The following is a 23,375-nucleotide window of genomic DNA, read 5'->3' as shown; positions in this document are numbered from 1 at the left end:
ACCTCAGCCCGGCTGAGATCGAGATGACCAGACAAACAATCGAGATCGAAGCCGGGACCGAGCAGCCCTACCGACTCCGCCGCCGCAGCAGATCCACCGCCGGCAGCGACGGCAGGTTCTTCAAGATCCCCGTCTCCCGCCGCAGGATCTTCGCCTCCGCGCGCAGCCGCTCGACCGTGCTCTCGGTGGTCAGCAGGCGCTGCTTCTCGTAGGTGTCGAGCACCGTCGCCGCGCCGATCAGGTACGACAGGACCGTCGGGTCCTCCGGCAGCTCCGGGATCGAGCCGACCTGGACGCCGCGCAGCTCGGACAGTGCGGCCTGGTACTTGCGGAACAGGGCGGTCAGGCCAGGCGCCAGGACGTCGGCCTCGGGCCCGGCGACCTCGTCGAGGAGCTCCACCTCGCCGCGGGCGTAGGGTCCCTCGTCGTCGAAGGCCTCCAGGCGGAAGCGGTGGACGCCGGTGGTGGTGATGTCGAAGCGGCCGTCCTCGTACTCCACGATCGAGTCGATCTCGGCGGTGCAGCCCACGTCGTAGAGCGCCATGACGTTGCCGCGCCCCACCTCGTGGCCGTCCTTTATGGCCAGCACGCCGAACCTGCGCGGCGCGCCCTCCGGCAGCGCGGACAGGTCGCGCACCAGCTGCCGGTAGCGGTGCTCGAAAATGTGCAGGGGGAGCACGACACCCGGGAAGAGCACGCTTCCGAGGGGGAACAGCGGCAGCTCTGTCGTCACGGACCCAATCTAGTCGCTGCCCGGCGCGGGGTGCCCACTCTGCGGACGCGCCGGTCCGCCGTCGGTGACCGAACTAGAATCGGGGCGTGATCACTCGAATCGACCTGCGCGGTCGCGCTCTGGACACGGACCAGACCGATCCTCGCGCCCTGGTGCCCAGGGCCGAGCTGGACGTCGAGGCCGCTCTGGCCGTCGTCCGCCCGATCGTCGAGGACGTGCGTCATCGCGGCGAGGCGGCGCTCATCGACTACGCGGCCAAGTTCGACGGGGTCGAGCTGACCGAGGTGAAGGTGCCCGCCGCGGCGCTCGCCGAGGCGCTGGAGCGCCTGGACCCGCAGGTCAGGGCGGCGTTGGAGGAGTCGATCCGGCGCGCGCGCACCGTGCACCGGGACCAGCGCCGGCAGGACACGACCACGCAGGTCGTTCCCGGCGGCAGCGTCACCGAGCGCTGGGTGCCGGTGGACCGGGTCGGGCTCTACGTGCCCGGCGGACGCGCCGTGTATCCGTCCTCCGTTGTGATGAATGTGGTGCCCGCGCAGGAAGCCGGTGTCGGCTCCCTCGCGGTGGCCTCGCCGCCGCAGAAGGAGTTCGGCGGGCTGCCGCACCCCACGATCCTGGCCGCGTGCGCGCTGCTCGGCGTGGACGAGGTCTACGCCGCCGGCGGCTCGCAGGCCATCGCGATGTTCGCCTACGGCTACCGCGAGGCGGCCGAGGGCGCCGAAGCCCAAGGCGCCGTCGTCTGCCGCCGCGCCGACCTGGTCACCGGACCCGGCAACATCTACGTCGCCGCGGCCAAGCGGCTGCTCAAGGGCGTCATCGGCATCGACGCCGAGGCCGGTCCGACCGAGATCATGGTCGTCGCCGACGCCTCCGCCGACGCCGGCGTCGTCGCCGCCGACCTGATCAGCCAGGCCGAGCACGACCCGCTGGCCGCCGCGGTGCTGGTCACCGACTCCGAGCAGCTGGCGGAGGAGGTCGTGAAGGAGTTGGAGACCCGCGTCGCCGCGACCAAGCACGCCGAGCGTATCCGCGAGGCCCTGGCCGGACGCCAGTCGGCGCTCGTCCTCGTCGACGACATCGGCGCGGCGCTGGTCGTGGCCAACGGCTACGCCGCCGAGCACCTGGAGATCCAGACCCGGAACGCCGCCGCCGACGCCGCCAAGGTGCGCAACGCCGGCGCGGTCTTCGTGGGCTCCTTCGCGCCGGTGAGCCTCGGCGACTATCTCGCCGGCTCCAACCACGTCCTGCCGACCGGCGGCTGCGCCTGCCACAGCTCCGGGCTGTCGGTCCAGAGCTTCCTGCGCGGGATCCACGTCGTGGACTACACGCGCGAAGCGCTGGCCGAGGCCTCCGACCTGGTCGTGGCACTGGCCAACGCCGAGGACCTGCCCGCCCACGGCGAGGCCGTGACGGCGCGCTTCGAAGAACGGCAGGGCTGAGCGTGGACTACCGCGACCTGCCGATCCGCGACGATCTGCGAGAGCTGACGCCCTACGGCGCGCCGCAGATCGACGTGCCGTATCCGCTGAACACCAACGAGAACCCCTATGGTCCGCCGCCGGAGTTGGTGGCGGATCTGGCTCAGGCGATCACCGAAGCGGCCACCACGCTCAACCGCTACCCCGACCGCGACGCCACCGACCTGCGCAAGGACCTCGCCGACTACCTCGACCACGGTCTGACCGTGGAGAACCTGTGGGCCGCCAACGGCTCCAACGAGGTCCTGCAGCAGATCCTCCAGGTCTTCGGCGGTCCCGGCCGCAGCGCGATCGGCTTCGAGCCCTCCTACTCCATGCACCGCCTGATCGCCCTGGCGACCGCGACCGAGTGGATCTCAGGCCTGCGCGAAGGCGACTACACCTTGGACGCCGCCAAGGCGGTGCGGGCGATCGAGCGGCACCAGCCGAACATCGTCTTCCTGACCTCGCCGAACAACCCGACCGGGACGGCGATGGAGCTCGACGTGATCCGCGCCGTGGTCAAGGCCGCGGACGAGGTCGGCGCGATGGTGGTCGTGGACGAGGCGTACTTCGAGTTCGCGCGTCCCGGCACGCCCTCGGCGCTGACGCTGCTTCCCGAGCACCCGAGGCTGATCGTCACCCGCACCATGTCGAAGGCGTTCGCGATGGCCGGCGCGCGCGTCGGCTACCTCGCCGCCGACCCCGCGGTGATCGACGCGCTGCTGCTGGTGCGCCTGCCCTACCACCTGTCGGCGTTGACACAGGCTGCCGCGCGGACCGCGCTGAAGCACGTCAAGGCGCTGCTCGGCACGGTCGACGCGGTGAAGGCGCAGCGCGACCGCATCGTGGCCGAACTCGCCGCCCTCGGGCTGCCCGTGGTCCCCTCCGACGCCAACTTCGTGTTCTTCGGCGTGCCGGGCGGGGACCAGAAGGCGCTGTGGCACAAGATCCTCGGCCACGGCGTCCTGATCCGCGACGTGGGCATCCCCGGCATGCTGCGGGTCACCGCCGGGACCGAGTCTGAGACGACGGCGTTCCTGGACGCCTTGAAGGAGAGCCTCGCTGTGGTGGATGTGGACGGAGAATCATGAGCCGCGTGGGCAGGGTGGAGCGGACGACCGGCGAGACCGGCGTCCTGGTGGAGGTCGACCTCGACGGCACCGGCGAGGCGGAGATCTCCACCGGCGTCGGGTTCTTCGACCACATGTTGCACCAGTTGGCCAAGCACGGTCTGTTCGACCTGACCGTGAAGACCGAGGGCGACCTGCACATCGACGGTCACCACACGGTCGAGGACACCGCGCTGGCGCTGGGCGCGGCCTTCCGCGAGGCGCTGGGGACCAAGGCGGGCCTGCGCCGGTTCGCCGACGCCCGGGTCCCGCTGGACGAGACCCTGGCCGAGGTGGTCGTGGACCTGTCCGGCCGGCCCTACCTGGTGCACGAGATGCCCGAGGGCCTGGCGCCGATGATCGGGGACTTCGACACCGAGCTGACCCGGCACATCTTCGAGTCGTTCGTGGCGCAGGCGCAGATCTGCCTGCACATCCGCGTCCCCTACGGCCGGATCGCGCACCATGTGGTCGAAGCCCAGTTCAAGGCCCTGGCCAGGGCGCTGAGGGAGGCCTGCACGCTGGACCCTAGAGTGAGCGGTATTCCGAGCACGAAGGGTGTCCTTTAGAGATGACCGGCAGTTATGCGGCCGCGGGACTGTTGTTCCTCGGCCTGTTTCTCCTTGGCGGCGCGTTCTCCCTGTTCCGGCAGGGCGACGGCAACGCCAACATGCGCGTGATGTCGATCCTGCTGGTGCTGTGCGCCGGCATGGCGATCGCCGGCGGGGTGGTGCGCTGGTGAGCAAACCCTCCGTCGTGGTCCTGGACTACGGCTCGGGCAACATCCGTTCGGCCGAGCGCGCCTTGGAGCGCGCCGGTGCGCAGGTCACCGTCACCTCCGACATGGACAGCGCGCTGAACGCCGACGGGTTGTTCGTGCCCGGGGTGGGGGCGTACGCGGCGTGCATGGCCGGGCTCAAGGCCGTGAAGGGCGACCGGATCATCGGCCGGCGGCTGGCCGGGAGCCGGCCGGTGCTGGGGATCTGCGTCGGCATGCAGATCCTGTTCGAGCGCGGGGTGGAGCACGGCGTGGAGACCGCCGGGTGCGACGAGTGGCCCGGGACCGTGGAGCGGCTGGACGCGCCGATCATCCCGCACATGGGCTGGAACACGCTGGACGTGGCCGACGGCTCGCGGCTGTTCGCCGGGCTCGACGCCGACGCGCGGTTCTACTTCGTGCACTCCTACGGCGTGCGCAAGTGGGAGCTCACCGACACCGGGCGCATGGCCGCGCCGCTGGTGACGTGGGCGACCCACGGCGAGCCGTTCGTCGCCGCGGTGGAGAACGGCCCGCTGTCGGCGACGCAGTTCCATCCGGAGAAGTCCGGGGACGCTGGGGCGCACGTGCTTCAGAACTGGCTCAAGCAGCTGTCCTGAGCTGCGCCCGGGCCGGCGTTCCCCCTCATCAGCATTCGAAGTCACCTACCGACAAGGACTGACCAGCTATGCCCGGCTACCTCGAACTCCTGCCCGCCGTCGACGTCGCCGACGGCCAGGCCGTCCGGCTCGTCCAGGGCGCCGCCGGCTCCGAGACGTCCTACGGGGACCCGCTCACCGCCGCGCTGGCCTGGCAGAGCGCCGGGGCGGAGTGGATCCACCTGGTGGACCTGGATGCCGCCTTCGGGCGCGGCTCCAACGCCGAGCTGCTGGCCGGCGTGGTCGGCAAGCTGGACGTGCGGGTCGAGCTCTCCGGCGGCATCCGCGACGACGAGTCCCTGCGCCGGGCGCTGTCCACCGGCTGCGAGCGGGTCAACCTGGGCACCGCCGCGCTGGAGGCGCCGGACTGGGTCCGCGGCGCGATCGCCGAGCACGGCGAGAAGATCGCGGTCGGACTCGACGTGCGCGGCACCACCTTGTCGGCGCGCGGCTGGACCAAGGACGGCGGCGAGCTGTTCGACGTGCTGGCCCGCCTGGACGCCGACGGCTGCGCGCGCTACGTGGTCACCGACGTCCACCGCGACGGCACCCTGACCGGCCCGAACCTGCAGCTGCTGCGCGATGTCTGCGCCGCGACCGCCAAGCCGGTCGTGGCCAGCGGCGGGGTGTCTTCGCTCGCTGACTTGGAGGCGCTGGCGACGTTGGTGCCGATCGGCGTCGAGGGCGCTATCGTCGGCAAGGCGCTCTATGCGGGCGCCTTCACGCTCGAAGAAGCCCTCGAACTCACCAGGAGTGCGTGAGATATGAGCAGCATCCAGCGGATCGGCTCCGACGGGCAGTGGGAGAACGAGTACGGCTACTCCCGGTTGGTCGTCGCCGGCCCTCACGCGTGGGTAGCGGGGTGCACGGCGACCGTCGACGGCCAGGTGCAGGGCAACGGGGACCCGTACGCCCAGATGAAGGTCTCGCTGGAGATCGCCCGCAAGGCGCTGGAACAGGCCGGGTTCGGGCTGCACGACGTGGTCCGGACGCGCTGGTACGTGGTGCACGCCCGGGACATCGCCGAGGTCGGCCGGGCGCACGGCGAGGTCTTCGCCGAGGGCCGTCCGGCGGCGACCGCGCTGGTGGTCTCCGGGCTGATCGACCCCGGGATGCTGGTCGAGGTGGAGCTGGACGCCTATCGCGGCGAGTCCGCGTAGCGCGGGTCAGGGTTCGTGGTTCGCGGTTCGTGGTTCGTGGTTCGCAGGCAGTGAGTATCTGAGTATTTACCTATCTGAGTATCCGTAGAAGGAGCAGCAAGTGAGCACCGCCGCCCTCGGCCGGCTGGCCGTCCGCGTCATCCCGTGCCTGGACGTCGACGCCGGACGCGTGGTGAAGGGTGTGAACTTCGAGAACCTGCGCGACGCCGGCGATCCGGTGGAGCTGGCGCGCGCCTACGACGCCGCGGGCGCCGACGAGCTGACGTTCCTGGACGTCACCGCCTCCTCCGACGCCCGCGCCACGGTCTACGAAGTGGTCGGGCGCACCGCGGACCAGGTGTTCATCCCGCTGACGGTCGGCGGCGGCGTGCGCACGGTCCAGGACGTGGACCGCCTGCTGCGCGCCGGCGCGGACAAGGTCGGGGTCAACACCGCCGCGGTGACCCGCCCGGAGCTGATCGCCGAGATCGCCGACCGCTTCGGCAACCAGGTGCTGGTCCTGTCGGTGGACGCCCGGCGCTGCCCGGAGGGCGTGGGCACCGACTCCGGCTTCGAGGTCACCACGCACGGCGGCCGCCGCTCGACCGGCGTCGACGCGGTGGCCTGGGCGGCGCGCGCCGCGGAGCTCGGCGCGGGGGAGATCCTGCTGAACTCGATCGACGCCGACGGGATGAAGCAGGGCTTCGACCTGGAGATGCTGGCGGCGGTGCGGGCCGCGGTGACGGTTCCGCTGATCGCCTCCGGCGGCGCCGGCGCGACCGAGCACTTCGCCCCGGCGGTCGGCGCGGGCGCGGACGCGGTGCTGGCGGCCTCGGTGTTCCACTTCGGGGACGTGACGATCGGCGAGGTGAAGGATTCGCTGCGGGGCGCCGGGTATCCGGTGCGCTAGGCGGCGGCGCCGCGGCATCACTGCATCGCCCTATGCACCTCGCCATACATCGCAGGATGCATCCGCGCGCCGCCAAGTTCGCCGTCCAGTCTGACGACCGGTGCCACCCGCGCCCCATAGCGTTGCCGCATGATCGAGGCACGCAGCCTGACTAAACGCTACGGCGACAAGACCGCCGTCTCCGACTTGTCCTTCACCGTGCGCCCCGGGGTGGTGACCGGCTTCCTGGGACCGAACGGCGCCGGCAAATCCACCACGATGCGCATGATCCTGGGCCTGGACCGGCCGAGCTCCGGCTCGGTGACCGTCAACGGCAAGGCCTACGCCGAGCACTCCGCGCCGCTGCACGAGGTGGGCGCGCTGCTGGAGGCCAAGGCCATCCACACCGGGCGCACCGCCTACAACCACCTGCTCGCGCTGGCCGCGACCACCGGGATCGAGCGCTCGCGGGTCGACGAGGTCATCGACCTGGTGGGTCTGCGCGAGGTCGCCAAGAAGCGCGCCGGCGGGTTCTCCCTGGGCATGGGGCAGCGGCTGGGCATCGCCAGCGCGCTGCTGGGCGACCCGGACACGCTGATCCTGGACGAGCCGGTGAACGGGCTGGACCCCGAGGGCATCCTGTGGATCCGGAACCTGCTCAAGCACCTGGCCTCCGAGGACCGGACGATCTTCGTCTCCAGCCACCTGATGTCCGAGATGGCGCTCACCGCCGAGCACCTGATCGTGATCGGGCAGGGCAAGCTCATCGCCGACACCTCGGTGGCCGAGTTCATCTCGCGCGCCTCCACCGGCAGCGTCAAGGTCCGCACGCCCGACGCCGCCCGGCTTCGCGAGCTGCTGGCCGGTCCGGACGTCACCGTTTCCTCCTCGGACGAGGGCACGCTGCAGGTCCAGGGCCTGACCAGCGACCGGATCGGCACCATCGCCGCGGAGAACCGGATCACGCTGTTCGAGCTGGCGCCGCACGAGGCCTCGCTGGAGGAGGCGTTCATGGAGCTCACCGGCGACGCCGTGGAGTACCGCGCGCCGGCGCAGAAGACCGCCGGCGCTACCGGCGCCGCCAGCACCACCGACGTCGAGGTGAACGCATGACCGCCGTCGCAGAAACCGCCGCGCCAGCCCGGCGCGTCCACACCGGCAAGGTCACCCAGGGCCGGGTGATCAAGAGCGAGTGGATCAAGTTCCGCACGCTGCGCTCCTCGCGCTGGTCGCTCATCGGCGGCGTCGGGGCGATGATCGCGATCGCGCTGCTGTTCAGCCTGGCGATGAAGAGCCACTACCCGCACATGAGCCATGCCCGCCAGCTGGAGGTCGACCCGGTCGCCGACCCGATGCGCGGGGTGTTCCTCGGGCAGCTGGCGGTCGGCGTGCTCGGCGTCATGATGATCACCGGGGAGTACACCACCGGGATGATCCGCGCCTCGCTGGCCGCCGCGCCCAAGCGGCTGCCGGTGCTGTGGGCCAAGGCGCTGGTGTTCACCGTCGTGGCCTGGACCGTCATGACGATCACCGGCTTCGTCTGCTTCTTCCTGGCGCAGTCGATCTTCTCCTCGATCCACCTGAACAAGTCCCTGTCCGACCCCGGCGTGCTGCGCGCGGTCTTCGGCGAGGGCCTGTACCTGACGGTGGTCGGGCTGCTCGGCGTGGCCCTCGGCGCGATCATCCGCAGCACCGCCGGCGCCATCGCCTCGCTGTTCGGGATCCTGCTGGTGCTGCCGGTCCTCGGCGAGGTGCTGAACCTCACCTCCTGGGGCGACCACATCAACCCCTACCTGCCGAGCAACGCCGGACAGCAGGTGATGGCGCTGACCACCAGCTCCCCGGACATGAAGCCGTGGCCCGGCTTCCTGCTGTTCGTTGGCTACGCTGTGGTGGCGATGGCCGCGGCGGCCGTCCTGCTGAAGAAACGAGACGCGTGAGCTCTGCGACCGTGCCCGAAGACCCCGGCAGCCGCCGGGGTCTTCGGGCCGTCGGCCAGGCGCCGACCGCGGTCTCGGCGTGGCTGACCTCGCCCGGGATCCGCCGGTTCCTGCAGGCCGCGGGACTGGAGAACGCGGTGCGGCGCGGGCAGCGGCGCGCGGCGGCGCATCCCACCGCCGTGGACTCGCTGTTCGTCGCGGCGATCCTGCTCCCGCTCAGCGGCCACGAGTATCTGCACCCCTCGGACAACGCCGCCGGCGGCTGGTTCCTGATCTTCGGCTTCTTCCTCCCGCTGGCGCTGCGGCGCCGGTTCCCCTGCTCGGTGTTCGCCTTCGTCGCCGCCGTCGCCTTCGGGCAATGGCTGTGGGGTCTGCCGATGCCCCAGGTGGACTTCGCCCCGCTGATCGCGCTGTACGCGGTCGCCGCGCACGCCTCGATCCGCCGCACGCTGGCCGCGGTCGGCGTCATGGAGATCGGCGCGGTGCTGGTCGCGGTGTCGTGGTCCTACGGCAACGGCGCGCTGCGGGCCTTCGTGTTCGTCTCCGGCATGGTCACGGCGGCGGCGGTGCTCGGCGTCAACACCCGTACGCGCCGCGCGTACTTCGCGACGCTGGAGGAACGCGCGCGCCGCCTGGAGTTCGAACGCGACCAGCAGGCGCAGCTGTCCGCCGCCGCCGAGCGCGCCTCGATCGCGCGGGAGGTCCACGACGTCGTCACGCACAGCCTGTCGGTGATGGTCGCGCTGACCGACGGCGCGTCCTACGCCGTGCACACCTCGCCGGACCGCGCCGCCGAGGCGGTCGAGAAGGCCTCCGAGGTCGGGCGGCAGGCGATCACCGACATGCAGCGCGTGCTCGGGGTGCTGCGCGGTTCGGCCGGCGCCACGCTGGCCGAGCTGCATCCGCAGCCGGGGCTGGCGCAGCTGGACACGCTGCTGTCGGAGGTCCGGGTCGCCGGGCTGCCGGTGGAGCTGGTGGTCAGCGGCGCGCGGCCGGACCTGTCCTCGGGCGTGGAGCTCGCGGTGTTCCGGGTCGTGCAGGAGGCGTTGACGAACACGCGCAAGCACGCCGAGCCGGGTGCGTCGGCGCGGGTCAGGCTGGACTTCGGCGCCGATGCCATAGAGGTGACAGTGGTCGACGACGGCGTGGGGGTGTCTGCCGGCGCGATGACGAGCTCGACCGCGGCGGACGAGGCCGGCGGGCACGGCATCGCCGGGATGACGGAGCGCGTGGCGGCCTTCGGCGGGCAGCTGGAGGCCGGACCGCGCGGCGTCGGGCGCGGGTGGCGGGTGCACGCGCGCGTGCCGGTGACCGCCGGGGAGCCCGCGTGATCAGCGTTCTGCTGGTGGACGACGCGCCGCTGCTGCGCATGGGCTTCCGTATGGTGCTGGAGGCGCAGCCGGACGTCGCGGTCGTCGGCGAGGCCGGAGACGGCGCCGAGGCGGTGGCGCTCGCCGCCGAGCTGCGCCCCGACGTGGTGCTGATGGACGTGCGCATGCCCGGCGTCGACGGCATCGAGGCCACCGCGCGCATCAGCGCCGCGCAGCTGCCTTCGCGGGTCCTCATCCTGACCACCTTCGATCTCGACGAGTACGCCTTCGCCGCGCTGCGAGCCGGCGCCGCGGGCTTCCTGCTGAAGAACGCGCACCCGGCCGATCTCATCGCGGGCATCCGCACCGTGGCCGCCGGGGACGGCGTGGTCGCCCCCCGCATCACGCGCCAGCTGATCGAGGCCTTCGCCCGCCAGACCGACCCCGCCGCCACCGCCGCCGGCCCGCGCGCCGACGAGCGCCTGGAGCGCCTGGAGCGCCTGACCGACCGCGAACGCGAGGTCCTGGTCGAGATCGCGCGCGGCCAGTCCAACGCCGAGATCGCCGAGACCTTGCACCTGTCCGAGGCCACGGTGAAGACCCACGTCAGCCGCATCCTGCCGAAGCTGGAGCTGCGCGACCGCGTGCAGGCGGTGGTGTTCGCCTACGAGATCGGCTTGGTCGCAGCGGGCTCACAGCCCGGCGCGGAGCGATAGGCGCTGCGTTCCGCGAGCGGTGAACCGTGCTCAGGTCGAGAACACGTCGCGGAAAACAAACCGCAAGTAACACCCGCGCATCCGGAATGGGTTTTACCTCGCCGGGTGTTGTCCGCCAGAGTGGACCACGGGCAGGGTCTCGGCGTGACTTGGGTGGGATGACGTGAGTACGGAGAGTTTACAGACGGCTGCGCGGGCGCAGGGGTCCATCCTCAGGCGAGGTATGGGGATCCTTGGCGTGGCGATCCGGACTGAGCCGCGGGTGTTCGCGGCGGCGGTGAGTGGGAGCGCTGTCTACGGCGTCATGACGGTCGGTGCGGCGTGGGCCGTGGGGTGGGCGACCGATCACGCGGTGCTGCCGGCGTTCCGGGCCGGGAAGGTGCCGGCCGGGGCGACGTTGACCGCCGGGCTGTTGATCCTGGGGGTGGCGCTGGCCAAGGTGATGGGGATCATCGGGCGGCGGCTGCTGGCCGGGGTGATGCAGTTCCGCCTGCAGTCGCGGTATCGGCGCGCGGTCTCAGAACGCTACTTGCAGTTGCCTTTGTCCTGGCACCGGCGCCATCCCACCGGGCAGCTGCTGTCCAACGCCGGCTCCGATGTGGACATGACGTGGCAGTTCATCGCTCCGCTGCCGATGTCGCTCGGGGTGCTGATCATGATGGTCGCGGCCCTGGTGTCGATGGTGCTCACCGATCCGGTGCTGGCGATCATCGGCTTTCTGCTCTTTCCGGCGATCATCGCGCTGAACACGATTTACCAGCGCTTCGCCGCGCCTCGGCTGGCCGCCGCGCAGGAGATGCGCGCGGGCGTTGCCGAGATCGCGCACGAGTCCTTCGACGGCGGCCTGGTCGTGAAGACCCTGGGCCGTGAGGACGTGGAGACCGCGCGGTTCGCCGGCGCCGCCGACCGGCTGCGTGACGCCAACATCGCCGCCGGCCGGGCCCGGGCGTTCTTCGACCCGGCGCTGGAGGCCGTGCCGAACCTCGGTGTGCTGGTCGCGCTGCTGGTCGGCACGTCGCGCGTCGCCTCCGGCGCGATCCAGGCCGGGCAGGTGGTGCAGGTCGCCTACCTGATCACGCTGCTGGCCTTCCCGCTGCGGGCGATCGGCTGGGTGCTGGGCGAGCTGCCGCGCTCGGTCGTCGGCTACAGCCGGGTCAAGGCGGTGCTCGATTCCGAAGGGGACATGGAGTACGGCGCGCGCCTGGCGCCCGCCGGCGGCGCGGCCGACGTCCACCTGGACCACGTCAGCTTCGGCTACGACGGCCAGGCGATCCTGCGCGACATCGATCTGAGCCTGCGGCCCGGCTCGACGGTGGCGCTGGTCGGGCCCACCGGCGCGGGGAAGTCCACGCTCACCGGCCTGCTCGCGCGGCTGGCCGACCCCGACAGCGGCAGCGTGCGGCTGGACGGCACCGACCTCCGCGACTTCGCGCGCGGCCAGATCCCGGCGCAGGTCTCGCTGGTCCCGCAGCAGACCTTCCTGTTCGCCGACAGCATCCGGGACAACATCCGGCTGGACCGCGACGCCGACGACGAGCAGGTCTGGGCCGCGCTGCGGCTGGCGCAGGCCGAGCGGTTCGTCAAGCGCCTGCCCGAAGGGCTGGACGCGGTCATCGGCGAGCGCGGCGCGACGCTGTCCGGCGGTCAGCGCCAGCGCCTGGCGCTGGCCAGGGCCCTGATCCGCCAGCCGCGGCTGCTCATCCTGGACGACTGCACCGCCAGCGTGGACCCGCAGGTCGAGGCCGCGATCCTCGGCGGGCTGCGGGACGCCGCCGGCGAGGGCACGCTGGCCTCCACCGTCCTGGTCGTCGCCTACCGCAAGGCCACGATCGCGCTCGCCGACGAGGTGGTCTACGTCGAGCACGGCCGGGTCGTGGACCGCGGTCCGCACCTGGAGCTGGTCGAGCGCTGCGCGGGCTACCGCGACCTGATCACCGCCTACGAGCGCGACCACGAAGAGCGGGACGGCGAACTGCAGGAGGTCGGGATATGAGCACCGCGGTCGCCGAACTCGACGATGTCGAAGAGGGCGAAGGGGGCGAACTGGGCACAGAGAACGCCGTCGCGCCCGGGGGCGGCTATCAGCTTCCTGAGGCCCTCGACGGCGGCTACGCCGTCCTGCGCCGCGGCGTCCGGCTGGCTCCGGCGTTCACCAAGGGTTTGGGCGTCACGCTCGCCCTGGCGCTGATCGCCACCGTCGGCCGGATCGTGATCCCGCTGACCGTGCAGCAGACGCTGGACCACGGCATCCTCGCCGAGGGCGGTCCCGACTACGGCGAGGTGCGCACCATGGTCGCGCTCAGCGCCGTGGCGGTGCTGATCACCGCGGTGTCGGCGTACCTGATGAACTTCCGGCTCTACACCTCCAGCGAGCGCGGGCTGGCCGAGGTGCGGACCAAGGCCTTCCGGCACGTGCACGACCTCTCGCTGCTGCACCAGCAGGCCGAGCAGCGCGGCGCGCTGGTCAGCCGGGTCACCAGCGACATCGACACGGTCACCGTGTTCATCCAGCAGGGCGGCATGCAGCTGTTCGTCGCCGTTGCGCAGGTCGTGGTGGTCACGATCGTGATGGCGGTGTTCTCCTGGCAGCTCACGATCCTGGTCTGGGTCTGCTTCGTGCCGATGTTCCTGGTCATGCGCAAGATCCAGGGCCGGACCGGACGCGCCTACCGCAAGGTCCGGCGACGCTACGGCAGGATGCTCGGCGAGGTGTCCGAGGCGCTGGTCGGCGCCGACGTGCTGCGCGCCTACGGCATCGAGGACCGCGCCGGCGCCCGGATCGGCGCGGCGGTCGAGGACACCCGCGACTCCCAGGTCCGCACCCAGCGGCTGATCGTCGTCACCTTCTCCATGGGCGAGCTGGTCGCCGGGCTGGTGAACGCCGCGATCGTGGTGGTCGGCGTGATGCTCGGCGTCGGCGGGCACCTCTCGGTCGGCGACCTGACCGCGATGCTCTTCCTGGTGAACCTGTTCATCTCCCCGGTGCAGTTCGCCACCGAGCAGCTGAACGAGGCGCAGAACGCGATCGCCGGCTGGCGCCGCATCGTCGGGCTGCTGGAGCAGCCGCCGGACGTGGTGGATCCCGGCCGGGCCGGCGTCACGCCGCCGGACGGTCCGCTGGGCGTCGGCTTCGAAGAGGTCGTGTTCGCCTACCCAGGCGGTACCCCGGTACTGCACTCGCTGACCACCGAGATCACGCCGCGCACGCGGGTGGCGGTGGTCGGGGAGACCGGCTCGGGCAAGACCACCTTCGCCAAGCTGCTGACCCGGCTGATGGATCCCAGCTCCGGCAGGATCCTGATCAACGGCGTGCCGCTGAAGGACATCGGCTTCGAGACGCTGCGCTCGCGCATGGTGATGGTCCCGCAGGACGGGTTCCTGTTCGACATGACCGTCGGCGACAACGTCCGCTACGGCAAGCCCGGCGCCACCGACGCCGAGGTGCGCCGGGCGTTCGAGGACCTGAGCCTGACCGACTGGCTCGACGGGCTGCCGGAGGGCATGGCGACCCGGGTCGGGCAGCGCGGGGAGTCGCTGTCGGCCGGCGAGCGGCAGCTGGTCGCGCTGGCCCGGGCCTACATCGCCGATCCGGACCTGCTGGTGCTGGACGAGGCGACGTCGGCGGTGGACCCGGCGACCGAGGTGCGGATCACCCGGGCGCTGGACGGGCTGACGCGCGGGCGGACGTCGATCGCGATCGCGCACCGGCTGTCCACGGCGGAGGCCGCGGACGAGGTGTTCGTGTTCGACGCCGGACAGATCGTGGAGCGCGGGCCGCACCGGGAGCTGGTGGGCGCCGGCGGGGTGTATTCGGGACTGTATGAGAGCTGGTCCCGGCAGCAGGCTTCGTAGCGCGAGATCAGGTGGCGCTGTCCTCCGGCGGCGGCGCCACCTTCTCGCCCGGGCGCGCCCACCGCGTCCCGACCGCGCCGTGCTTCAACCGGCCCACGATGCGGATCCGGAGCGTGATCGGCGTGTCGTCGCCGGCGGTCCGGGTGATCGAGGTGCCGCCGAACTTCACCCGCAGGTCGTTGGCGTCCACCTCCATGCCCGGGGCGACGATCAGCGTCACCCCGCCGCCGCGCACCCGCATGTCGATGACCAGCTCGGGTCCGCTGGGCACGGCGTGCCGCAGATCCAGCTCCACGCCGGACCACGCGGTGCGCAGCACCAGCCGCTCCGGCAGCGCCCAGTCGCCGTCGCGCCGCACGACCCCGTGCTTCTGCTTGATGACCAGCCGCTTGGGCGCCGCTCTGGCCGGAACCGGAACCGGAGCCGGGGCGAGGCCGGCGCCGGGCGCCAGATCGGCCGTCAGCGGCGCCAGCGCCTCGAAGGTGCGCGCGGACAGTGCCGTCTCGACGCGCTCGTCGTACTCGGCGGGGTCCAGCCGGCCGTCGGCGACGGCGGTGCGCAGCGTGTCGATGACCCGGTCGCGGTCCGCGTCGGACGCGCGCAGCGCAGGTGACTTGGCCGGATCAGTCGACATGCGGGTTCCCCTCGAACGACGGCGGCGACCCTCACGTTATATCGCAACGCGGCGACCGGCTCCAGGCGCCTCGTCCACGGATCGAACCCGCCCGGAGCGCCGCCGGTGCGCCGGGCGACAATGGGTGCATGACCGACGAAGTCGCCACCCCCGCCCTCGCCCCTGAGATCGCCGCCCGGCTCAAGCGCGACGAGCATGGTTTGTTCGCCGCCATCGCGCAGCAGCACGACACCGGCGAGGTGCTGATGCTGGCGTGGATGGACGAGGAGGCGCTGCGGCGGACGCTGGTCAGCGGGCGCGTCACGTACTGGTCGCGGTCGCGGGCGGAGTACTGGACCAAGGGGGACACGTCGGGGAACGTGCAGATCCTGAAGTCCGCCGCGGTGGACTGCGACGGCGACGCGGTGCTGCTGAAGGTGGACCAGAGCGGCGGCGCCTGCCACACCGGGGACCGGACGTGCTTCGACGCCGGGGATCTGCCGCTCGGGGTGGACGCCGAGACCGGTGCGAGCCGGGACGAAAGCAGGAGCGCGGGCTCGGCGTCGGCGGCGCGCGGGCCTCTGGGAGAATCAACGGCATGACGGCCTTCCCCCCAGGGGTGGACACCCCGGATCTGCCGACCTTCCGCGGGCTCGCCGAGGACCGCCGGGTGATCCCGGTGGTGCGGCGCGTGCTGGCCGACGGCGAGACGCCGGTCGGGCTGTACCGCAAGCTCGCCGGCGAGCGGCCCGGCACCTTCCTGCTGGAGTCGGCCGAGCACGGCATCTGGTCGCGGTACTCCTTCGTCGGCGTCAGCACCGGCGCGGCGCTGAGTGAGCAGGACGGCGCGGCGCACTGGATCGGCGAGCCGCCGGTCGGGCTGCCGACCTCCGGCGACCCCATGGACGTGCTGCGCGAGACCCTGGAGATGCTGCACACCCCGCGGCTGCCCGGGCTGCCGCCGCTGACCGGCGGGCTGGTCGGATACATGGGCTACGACGCCGTGCGCCGCCTGGAGCGGCTGCCGGACCTGGCCAAGGACGACCTGCAGATCCCGGAGATGACGTTCCTGCTCAGCCTGGACCTGGCGGTGCTGGACCACGCCGACGGCTCGGTCTGGCTGATCGCGAACGTCGTCAATTATGACAATCTGCCTACCGGCGTCGAGGCGGCGTACACCCGCGCCGTGGAGCGCCTGGACGCGATGACCGCCGCGCTGAACGCGCCGATGGTCAACACGCCGGTGGTGTACGACCCGGGCGTCGCGCCGGAGTTCAGCGCCAACCGCACCTCGGAGGACTACCGCGAGACGGTGGTGCGCTGCATCGAGGAGATCAAGTCCGGCGAGGCGTTCCAGATCGTGGTGAGCCAGCGCTTCGAGGCCGAGGTGCGGGCCTCGTCGCTGGACGTCTACCGGGTGCTGCGGGCGACGAATCCGAGTCCGTACATGTACCTGCTGCGCGTCCCCGGCCCGGACGGCAGCGCCGACGGCGGCTTCGACATCGTCGGCTCCTCGCCCGAGGCGCTGGTGAAGGTGACCGAGGGCCGCGCCATGCTGCACCCGATCGCCGGCACCCGCCCCCGCGGCGCCGACCCCGAGCAGGACGCGCAACTCGCCGCGGACCTGCTGGCCGACCCCAAGGAGCGCGCCGAGCACCTGATGCTCGTCGACCTCGGCCGCAACGACCTGGGCCGCATCAGCCGCCCGGGCTCGGTGGAGGTCGTGGACTTCATGGCGGTCGAGCGCTACAGCCACGTCATGCACATCGTCTCCACGGTGATCGGCGACCTGGCCGAAGGCAAGACGGCCTTCGACGCCGTCACCGCGACCTTCCCCGCCGGCACCTTGTCCGGCGCCCCCAAACCGCGCGCGATGGAGATCATCGAGCACAACGAACCGACCCGCCGCGGCCTGTACGGAGGCATCGTCGGCTACCTGGACTTCGCCGGCGACGCCGACACCGCGATCGCCATCCGCACGGTCCTGATCCGCGACGGCATGGCCTTCGTCCAGGCCGGCGCCGGCATCGTCGCCGACTCCGACCCCGCGGCCGAGGACCAGGAATGCCGCAACAAGGCGATGGCGGTCCTGAAGGCGGTCGCCGTCGCCGGGACGATGCGGTCCGCGGTGGGGGAGGGGACGCGGTGAGTGCGGGTGCTGAGAAGGACGAGAGGAATGAGGGGGATGTGAGGGATGAGAGGAAGTCAGTGATGGCCGAGTCAGCTGGCGCGGGTGTGGTGCCGAAGCAGGCCGCACAGGAGCGGGAGCCGATCGCTGCCGCGGAGTCTGCGACAGTTGATTCTGGTGTCGATCCCGCCCAAGCAGCCCGCCGGGCCGGTCGCCGCGAACTCACCCTCAGCGTCCTGATCGCCCTGCTCGGCGGCGTGATGACCTGGGCCGCGGCTGGACGCCCCTGGGCGACCGCCACCGTCGGCGAGGCGCCCAACGCCCTCAAGGTCGCCGCGACCGGCAACAACCTCTCCGCTGCCGTCACCGCCCTCGGTCTCACCGCCTTGGCCGGCGGCCTCGCGCTGTTCGCCACGCAGCGGCTGGCGCGCCGACTCGTCGGTGTGCTCCTCATCGCAGCAGGCGTAGGTGCGGCGGTCTCCGCCTTCGGCGCGCGCGGCGCCGGCCACGCCGCGCACGTCCTGGCCGACAAGGCGGCGGCCAAGGGCTTCGCGGCCGGTGCCGTCACCGCCCACACGGCGTCCTGGTGGATCGTCTCGGCGCTCGGCGGCGTGCTGGTCGTGGTGGCCGGCCTTTCCGCGCTCGTGCGCGGTGCGACCTGGCCCGGGATGTCGTCGCGCTATGAGAACGCCGCCACCCGGGCGAGCGCCGCGCGCACTGTGGACACCGGCAGTTCCAAGGACCTGTGGGACGCCCTGGACCGCGGCGAGGATCCCACCGATGCGGTAGCGGCCCGGACCTCGGCTCGAACCCCCACCCCGGGCGCGGAGCATTAGGCCGAATCAGCGACAATGGGTGCGCCTAAACCACCTGTAAGTGCTAGGAGCACCATGTCGTCCTCCCACGATGAAGACCACGGCAGCACCCCCGCCGCCTGGACCGCCGTCTTCCTGTGCATCATCGGCTTCCTGATCGGCGGCGCGGGCCTGGTGACGGCCGTGCCGGCGCTGGCCGTCGTCGGCGGCGCGATCGCCGTGCTCTCCCCGATAGTCGGCAAGGCCATGTCCGCGATGGGCCTGGGTGCCCCCGCGAAGTAGGCCGTGCCGGGCCGCTGATCGGCCGCGGACCAGCGGATCCGCGGCCTCGGGGTTCCGGCGTCGGTGCGGCGTTCGCCGCGGCGCCGGCGCGGGTGCTCGTCCCACGAGAAGATCACTGGACTTCGGTGCCCTTCCGGAGCCGCTAGAGTGAGACGTCGGACACGCCGCCCATCCAGTCGTCATGGAGGCGAGCAGTCCATCTGGTGAGGCGATCGAGGGGAGCTGACGACGGTGAACGTACTTGCCGAGATCATCGAAGGCGTCCGCCTCGACCTTGCCGAGCGCCAGGAGAAGATCAGCCTGGACGACCTGAAGGCCCGGGTGGCGCGCATGGACAGCGCCCGCGACGGGGTCGAGCTGCTGCGGCGCGGCGGTGCCGGGGGCGACGGCGTGAAGGTGATCGCCGAGGTGAAGCGCTCCTCGCCGTCCAAGGGCGCGCTGGCCGCGATCGCCGACCCGGCCGGGCTGGCCGCGGACTACGAGGCCGGCGGCGCGACCGTCATCTCCGTGCTCACCGAGCAGCGCCGCTTCGGCGGCTCGCTGGGCGACCTGGACGACGTCCGCAAGAAGGTCGACATCGCGGTGCTGCGCAAGGACTTCATCGTCACCAGCTACCAGCTGTGGGAGGCCCGCGCGCACGGCGCCGACCTGGCGCTGCTGATCGTCGCCGCGCTCGAGCAGCCGGCGCTGGAGTCGCTGATCGAGCGCGCCGCCTCCATCGGCCTGACCCCGCTGGTCGAGGTGCACGACGAGGAAGAGGTGCGCCGCGCGCTGGACGCCGGCGCCCGCCTGGTCGGCGTCAACGCCCGCGACCTGAAGACCCTCGAGGTCAGGCGGGACACCTTCGCCCGGCTGGCGCCGCTGGTCCCGGACGGCGTCGTGCGTGTCGCGGAGTCCGGGGTGCGCGGACCGCACGACCTCATCGCCTACGCCAACGCCGGCGCCGACGCGGTGCTGGTCGGCGAGTCGCTGGTGACCGGCAAGGACCCGCGCGCCGCGGTCGCCGACCTGGTCGCCGCCGGTGCCCACCCGGCGCTGCGCAACGGCCGCGGCTGAGGCGTTTCGAAGACCGCGCGCGAGACGGTAGAGTCCAGATCGTGATGTCGAGCCAGCCCCGGGCAGCAGCCCGCCGCCGTCCGTGGTGGCGGCACGCCCCGGCGGCGCGCCGATGGCAGGAAGCGTAGTCCCCTCGCTCCTGCCGTAGCAGTCCACATCACTCATACGGGACATCTCCATGTCTGATCAGTCAGATCTGCATCTGTCTTCGGCGCCGGATCCCCGCGCCGAGATCATCTCCGCGTACGCGGCCACCGCCGCGATGCCCGACGACGCCGGGCACTTCCCCACCGACGACGCCCTATTCGGCGGCCGCTTCATGCCCGAGGCGCTGATGGCCGTGCTGAAGGAGGTCACCGAGGCTTATGAGACCTCGAAGACCGACCCGGCGTTCCACCGGGAGTTCGCCGACCTCCTGCTGCACTACGCCAACCGCCCGAGCCTGCTCACCGAGGCCCGCAACCTCTCCCGGCGGGCCGGCGCGCGCATCCTGCTCAAGCGCGAGGACCTGAACCACACCGGTTCACACAAGATCAACAACGTCCTCGGCCAGGCACTGCTGGCCCAGCGCATGGGCAAGACCCGGCTCATCGCCGAGACCGGCGCCGGCCAGCACGGCGTGGCCACCGCGACCGCCGCGGCGCTGCTCGGCCTGGACTGCGTCGTCTACATGGGCTCGGAGGACACCAAGCGGCAGGCGCTGAACGTGGCGCGGATGCGCATGCTCGGCGCCGAGGTGGTGCCGGTCGCGATCGGGTCGCAGACCCTGAAGGACGCGATCAACGAGGCCCTGCGCGACTGGGTCGCCAGCGCCGACACCACCTACTACCTGCTCGGCACCGCCGCCGGCCCGCACCCCTTCCCGGCGATGGTCCGCGACTTCGCGCGGGTCATCGGCGTGGAGGCGCGCCGGCAGACCCTGGAGCTCACCGGCGCGCTGCCGGACGCCGTCGCGGCCTGCGTCGGCGGCGGCTCCAACGCGATCGGCGTGTTCCACGCCTTCGTCCCGGACGCCTCGGTGAAGCTGTACGGCTTCGAGGCCGGCGGCTCCGGCGTGGCGACCGGCCTGCACGCGGCCTCCATCACCGGCGGCTCGGTCGGCGTCCTGCACGGCACCCGCACCTTCCTCCTCCAGGACGAGTACGGCCAGACCAAGGAGAGCCACAGCATCTCCGCCGGTCTGGACTACCCGGCCGTCGGCCCGGAGCACGCCTGGCTGCACGCCACCGGCCGCGCCGTCTACGAACCCGTGGACGACAGCGAGGCCATGGACGCCTTCCGCGTCCTGTGCGAGACCGAGGGCATCATCCCCGCCATCGAATCCGCGCACGCGCTGGCCGGCGCACTGCGCGTCGCCCCGCGGCTCGCGGCAGAGCTCGGACGCGAACCGGTGATCGTCGTGAATCTTTCAGGGCGCGGCGACAAGGACATGCACACGGCGGCGGCGTATTTCGGTGTCGACTTTGACGACCATGGGCCCAGCGAGGGGGGAGAGCTGTGAACCGGCTCCAGGACGTGCTCAAAAGCGCGCGGGCGGACAACCGCGCGGTCCTCATCGGCTACCTGCCCGCGGGCTACCCGTCGGTCGACGGCTCCATCGACGCCATGCGCGCCATGGTCGAGGGCGGCTGCGACATCATCGAGGTCGGACTCCCGTACTCCGACCCGGCGATGGACGGCCCGGTCATCCAGGCCGCCGCCGACCAGGCGCTCAGCCGCGGGGTCACCACCCCGGACGTGATCCGCGCGGCCGGCGCGGTCGCCGACACCGGCGCGGCGGCGCTGATCATGTCGTACTGGAACCCGATCGAGCACTACGGCGTCGAGCGCTTCGCCGCCGAGCTGGCGGCGGTCGGCGGCAGCGGCGTGATCACCCCGGACCTCATCCCCGAGGAGGCCGGTCCCTGGGTCGCCGCGACCGACGCGCACGACATCGGCCGGGTGTTCCTGGTCGCGCCGAGCTCCACCCCCGAGCGCGTCGCGCTGACCACCGAGGTGTGCAACGGCTTCGTGTACGCCGGTGCGGTGATGGGCGTCACCGGCGCCCGCGACCAGGTCGGGCACGCCGCCCGGGACCTGGTCGAACGCACGAGGAAGGCGACGGACCAGGCGGTGTGCGTGGGCCTGGGGGTCTCCACCGGCGACCAGGCCGCCGAGATCGCCGGGTACGCCGACGGCGTGATCGTCGGCTCGGCCTTCGTCCGGCGGCTGCTGGACAACCGCGACCCGCGCAAGGGGGTCGAGGCGGTGCGCGAGCTGGCCGCCGAGCTCGCCGACGGGGTGCGGCGGGGGAGCAAGGCCCGCTGAGCGGTCGCACGCAGTAGCTGAGAAAGCGCTAGGAAGTTCCCTCGCGGGGGTGATGGCACTCCCGCGAGGGTCTTCCGTGCCTGTAATTTATGAAGCCCGCCCCGACTCCAGGCGCGCATGTGCCGCCACGTCCGAGGACAGAAGGTTATGACTTCGATGGCTTCCAAGGCCTCCGCCCCGGGCAAGGACGCGCCCGCGACCGGCGGCATCCGCGGTCTCCTGGACACCAACCAGCAGTGGATCAGCCTCGGCATGCGGCTGCTGCTGGCCGCGATGTGGCTCTACTACAGCCTGGGCAAGCTGGGCTCGCCGGAGAGCAACGCGCAGAGCGTGCGCGACTTCAAGATCCTGCCGGAGTCGCTGGTCACGCCGTTCGGCTACGCCCAGCCGTACTTCGAGATGGCGCTGGGCATCCTGCTCATCCTGGGTCTGGGCACGCGGCTGGTGGCGATCTTCTCCGCGCTGCTGCTGCTGGTCTACATCGGCGGGATCATGTCCCTGGGCGCCCGCGGCATCGCGATCAGCTGCGGCTGCGGCGGCAGCGGCGGCCTGGTGCCCAAGGGCCACACCCGCTACACCCTGGACGTGCTGCGCGACCTGCTCTACGTGCTCCCGGCGGCGTGGCTGATCTGGAAGCCGGCCTCCAAGCTCTCGCTGGAGCGCGCGCTGCTGGGTGACCCGATCTGACCTGTCCGATTGTTCCGTAAATAGGAGCACTGCACCATGGGGTCATGACGACCTCTGGCGGCAGCGGCCCGAAACGCAGCGGACGGGAGCGCGCCGCCGAGGCGCGCCGCCGGCAGGCGGCGGCCGACCGCCGCCGCAAGCAGCTGGTGATCGGCGGCGTCGTGGTCGCGGTGATCGCCCTGGCCGTGCTGATCGGCGTGCTGGTGCAGCACAACACCTCGAACAGCAACAAGAACGCGCGCGACGCCTACGGCGCCGGGCAGCCCTTCGCCGCGCCGTCCGGGGTGACCCCGAGCCCGGGGTCGGCCGCCGACCCCGGCGCGATCGTCTACGGCAAGCCCGACGCCAAGGTCACCGTCGAGGTGGACGAGGATGTCCGCTGCCCGTTCTGCAAGCAGGCTGAGTCCTTCTTCGGCGCCACCAACAAGGAGTACGCCGACGCCGGCAAGATCCAGGTCCACTACCGCCTGGTCGACCTCATCGACCGCAACGGCGGCGGGCAGGGCTCGCTGGTCGGCGGGGCGACGCTGGCCTGCGCCGCGGACGTCGGGCAGGCGGAGTTCATCGCCTTCCACGACCTGATCTTCAAGAACCAGCCGGCGGAGACCGACGACGCCTACGGCTCGGTGGACACCATGCTCAACCTCGCGAGCCAGGTCCCGAACCTGCGCAGCGCCACCTTCGACGCCTGCGCCCGCGACGGCAAGTACGCGCAGTGGATCAAGGACAACTACACCTGGCTGAGCAAGAAGCTCGGCGGCAGCGTCGGCACCCCCGACATCTACATCGACGGCACCTCCTTCCCGCTCAAGGACCCCACCGTCGTCCCGGGCACCCAGCAGACCGCCGACTACAGGGCCGCGCTCGACGCCGCCGTGGCCAAGCAGGGCTGACCCGCCTGCGGGTTTGCGTTCCGCATCCGG

General features: G+C 71.8%; 25 protein-coding genes. 23 read left to right on the top strand and 2 right to left on the bottom strand.

From position 1 onward, the window contains the following. Positions 1–67: 67 nt before the first annotated feature. A complete protein-coding gene (locus CACI_RS28390) occupies positions 68–733 on the bottom strand; it encodes an LON peptidase substrate-binding domain-containing protein (RefSeq protein ID WP_015794318.1) in 666 nt (221 codons plus the stop codon). Between the two features lie 86 nt (positions 734–819). Between CACI_RS28390 and hisD the strand changes: the two genes are divergently transcribed. From hisD to CACI_RS28325, 14 genes are all read left to right on the top strand, one after another. Next, positions 820–2,172, top strand: coding sequence for a histidinol dehydrogenase (gene hisD / locus CACI_RS28385; protein WP_015794317.1), 1,353 nt, complete (start codon positions 820–822; stop codon positions 2,170–2,172). Positions 2,173–2,174: 2 nt separating this feature from the next. After that, entirely contained in the window at positions 2,175–3,284 is a 1,110-nt protein-coding gene (locus tag CACI_RS28380; RefSeq protein WP_015794316.1) for a histidinol-phosphate transaminase, read from the top strand. Beyond that, positions 3,281–3,871, top strand: coding sequence for an imidazoleglycerol-phosphate dehydratase HisB (gene hisB, locus CACI_RS28375; RefSeq protein WP_015794315.1), 591 nt, complete (start codon positions 3,281–3,283; stop codon positions 3,869–3,871). The genes CACI_RS28380 and hisB overlap by 4 nt, the downstream gene beginning before the upstream one ends. A gap of 2 nt (positions 3,872–3,873) precedes the next feature. Continuing rightward, a complete protein-coding gene (locus CACI_RS51500; protein WP_015794314.1) occupies positions 3,874–4,044 on the top strand; it encodes a hypothetical protein in 171 nt (56 codons plus the stop codon). After that, positions 4,041–4,679, top strand: a complete 639-nt coding sequence (gene hisH / locus CACI_RS28370; protein WP_015794313.1) for an imidazole glycerol phosphate synthase subunit HisH — start codon at positions 4,041–4,043, stop codon at positions 4,677–4,679. The genes CACI_RS51500 and hisH overlap by 4 nt, the downstream gene beginning before the upstream one ends. A gap of 68 nt (positions 4,680–4,747) precedes the next feature. Further along, the gene (gene priA, locus CACI_RS28365; protein ID WP_015794312.1) at positions 4,748–5,479 is read left to right on the top strand and encodes a bifunctional 1-(5-phosphoribosyl)-5-((5-phosphoribosylamino)methylideneamino)imidazole-4-carboxamide isomerase/phosphoribosylanthranilate isomerase PriA; all 732 of its coding nucleotides are present in this window, start codon (positions 4,748–4,750) and stop codon (positions 5,477–5,479) included. Positions 5,480–5,482: 3 nt separating this feature from the next. Then, a complete protein-coding gene (locus CACI_RS28360) occupies positions 5,483–5,878 on the top strand; it encodes a RidA family protein (protein WP_015794311.1) in 396 nt (131 codons plus the stop codon). Between the two features lie 100 nt (positions 5,879–5,978). Next, positions 5,979–6,767 (top strand): imidazole glycerol phosphate synthase subunit HisF, encoded by a 789-nt coding sequence (gene hisF / locus CACI_RS28355; protein WP_015794310.1) that lies wholly within the window; start codon positions 5,979–5,981, stop codon positions 6,765–6,767. Positions 6,768–6,896: 129 nt separating this feature from the next. Further along, positions 6,897–7,859, top strand: a complete 963-nt coding sequence (locus CACI_RS28350; RefSeq protein ID WP_015794309.1) for an ABC transporter ATP-binding protein — start codon at positions 6,897–6,899, stop codon at positions 7,857–7,859. Then, positions 7,856–8,686, top strand: a complete 831-nt coding sequence (locus tag CACI_RS28345; RefSeq protein WP_015794308.1) for an ABC transporter permease subunit — start codon at positions 7,856–7,858, stop codon at positions 8,684–8,686. The genes CACI_RS28350 and CACI_RS28345 overlap by 4 nt, the downstream gene beginning before the upstream one ends. Next, complete coding sequence (locus CACI_RS28340; protein ID WP_049871734.1) at positions 8,683–10,017, top strand: sensor histidine kinase; 1,335 nt, start codon at positions 8,683–8,685, stop codon at positions 10,015–10,017. Before CACI_RS28345 ends, CACI_RS28340 begins: the two co-directional genes overlap by 4 nt. 38 nt (positions 10,018–10,055) lie before the next feature. Beyond that, complete coding sequence (locus CACI_RS28335; RefSeq protein ID WP_049872103.1) at positions 10,056–10,712, top strand: response regulator; 657 nt, start codon at positions 10,056–10,058, stop codon at positions 10,710–10,712. 223 nt (positions 10,713–10,935) lie between these two features. After that, a complete protein-coding gene (locus CACI_RS28330) occupies positions 10,936–12,705 on the top strand; it encodes an ABC transporter ATP-binding protein (protein ID WP_015794305.1) in 1,770 nt (589 codons plus the stop codon). Next, positions 12,702–14,564 carry an ABC transporter ATP-binding protein gene (locus tag CACI_RS28325; RefSeq protein WP_015794304.1) on the top strand — a complete coding sequence of 621 codons (1,863 nt, stop codon included), beginning with the start codon at positions 12,702–12,704 and terminating at the stop codon, positions 14,562–14,564. Before CACI_RS28330 ends, CACI_RS28325 begins: the two co-directional genes overlap by 4 nt. Positions 14,565–14,571: 7 nt before the next feature. Here CACI_RS28325 and CACI_RS28320 read toward each other — a convergent pair whose 3' ends face one another. Further along, a complete protein-coding gene (locus CACI_RS28320; protein ID WP_015794303.1) occupies positions 14,572–15,198 on the bottom strand; it encodes a DUF1707 SHOCT-like domain-containing protein in 627 nt (208 codons plus the stop codon). Positions 15,199–15,326: 128 nt separating this feature from the next. Here CACI_RS28320 and hisI point away from each other — a divergent pair, with 128 nt between their 5' ends. The 9 genes from hisI (at position 15,327) to CACI_RS28275 (ending at position 23,345) form a co-directional block, all read left to right on the top strand. Further along, the gene (hisI, locus tag CACI_RS28315) at positions 15,327–15,779 is read left to right on the top strand and encodes a phosphoribosyl-AMP cyclohydrolase (protein ID WP_015794302.1); all 453 of its coding nucleotides are present in this window, start codon (positions 15,327–15,329) and stop codon (positions 15,777–15,779) included. Further along, positions 15,776–17,326 carry an anthranilate synthase component I gene (locus CACI_RS28310; protein ID WP_015794301.1) on the top strand — a complete coding sequence of 517 codons (1,551 nt, stop codon included), beginning with the start codon at positions 15,776–15,778 and terminating at the stop codon, positions 17,324–17,326. The genes hisI and CACI_RS28310 overlap by 4 nt, the downstream gene beginning before the upstream one ends. A 62-nt stretch (positions 17,327–17,388) precedes the next feature. Next, complete coding sequence (locus CACI_RS28305; protein WP_015794300.1) at positions 17,389–18,141, top strand: Trp biosynthesis-associated membrane protein; 753 nt, start codon at positions 17,389–17,391, stop codon at positions 18,139–18,141. Positions 18,142–18,195: 54 nt separating this feature from the next. Further along, entirely contained in the window at positions 18,196–18,402 is a 207-nt protein-coding gene (locus CACI_RS28300; RefSeq protein WP_015794299.1) for an HGxxPAAW family protein, read from the top strand. 231 nt (positions 18,403–18,633) lie between these two features. Continuing rightward, positions 18,634–19,458, top strand: coding sequence for an indole-3-glycerol phosphate synthase TrpC (gene trpC, locus CACI_RS28295; RefSeq protein ID WP_015794298.1), 825 nt, complete (start codon positions 18,634–18,636; stop codon positions 19,456–19,458). Between the two features lie 178 nt (positions 19,459–19,636). Further along, positions 19,637–20,959, top strand: a complete 1,323-nt coding sequence (gene trpB, locus CACI_RS28290) for a tryptophan synthase subunit beta (RefSeq protein ID WP_015794297.1) — start codon at positions 19,637–19,639, stop codon at positions 20,957–20,959. After that, entirely contained in the window at positions 20,956–21,765 is an 810-nt protein-coding gene (trpA, locus tag CACI_RS28285) for a tryptophan synthase subunit alpha (RefSeq protein WP_015794296.1), read from the top strand. Before trpB ends, trpA begins: the two co-directional genes overlap by 4 nt. Before the next feature lie 147 nt (positions 21,766–21,912). Beyond that, entirely contained in the window at positions 21,913–22,452 is a 540-nt protein-coding gene (locus CACI_RS28280) for a MauE/DoxX family redox-associated membrane protein (protein WP_015794295.1), read from the top strand. 44 nt (positions 22,453–22,496) lie between these two features. Beyond that, positions 22,497–23,345: a DsbA family protein gene (locus CACI_RS28275; protein WP_015794294.1), complete on the top strand. Its 849-nt coding sequence runs from the start codon at positions 22,497–22,499 to the stop codon at positions 23,343–23,345. The last annotated feature ends 30 nt before the right edge of the window (positions 23,346–23,375 follow it).

This window comes from Catenulispora acidiphila DSM 44928 (assembly GCF_000024025.1).
GTDB classification, from domain to species: Bacteria; Actinomycetota; Actinomycetes; order Streptomycetales; family Catenulisporaceae; genus Catenulispora; species Catenulispora acidiphila.
This window is presented reverse-complemented; position numbering and strand designations above follow the sequence as displayed.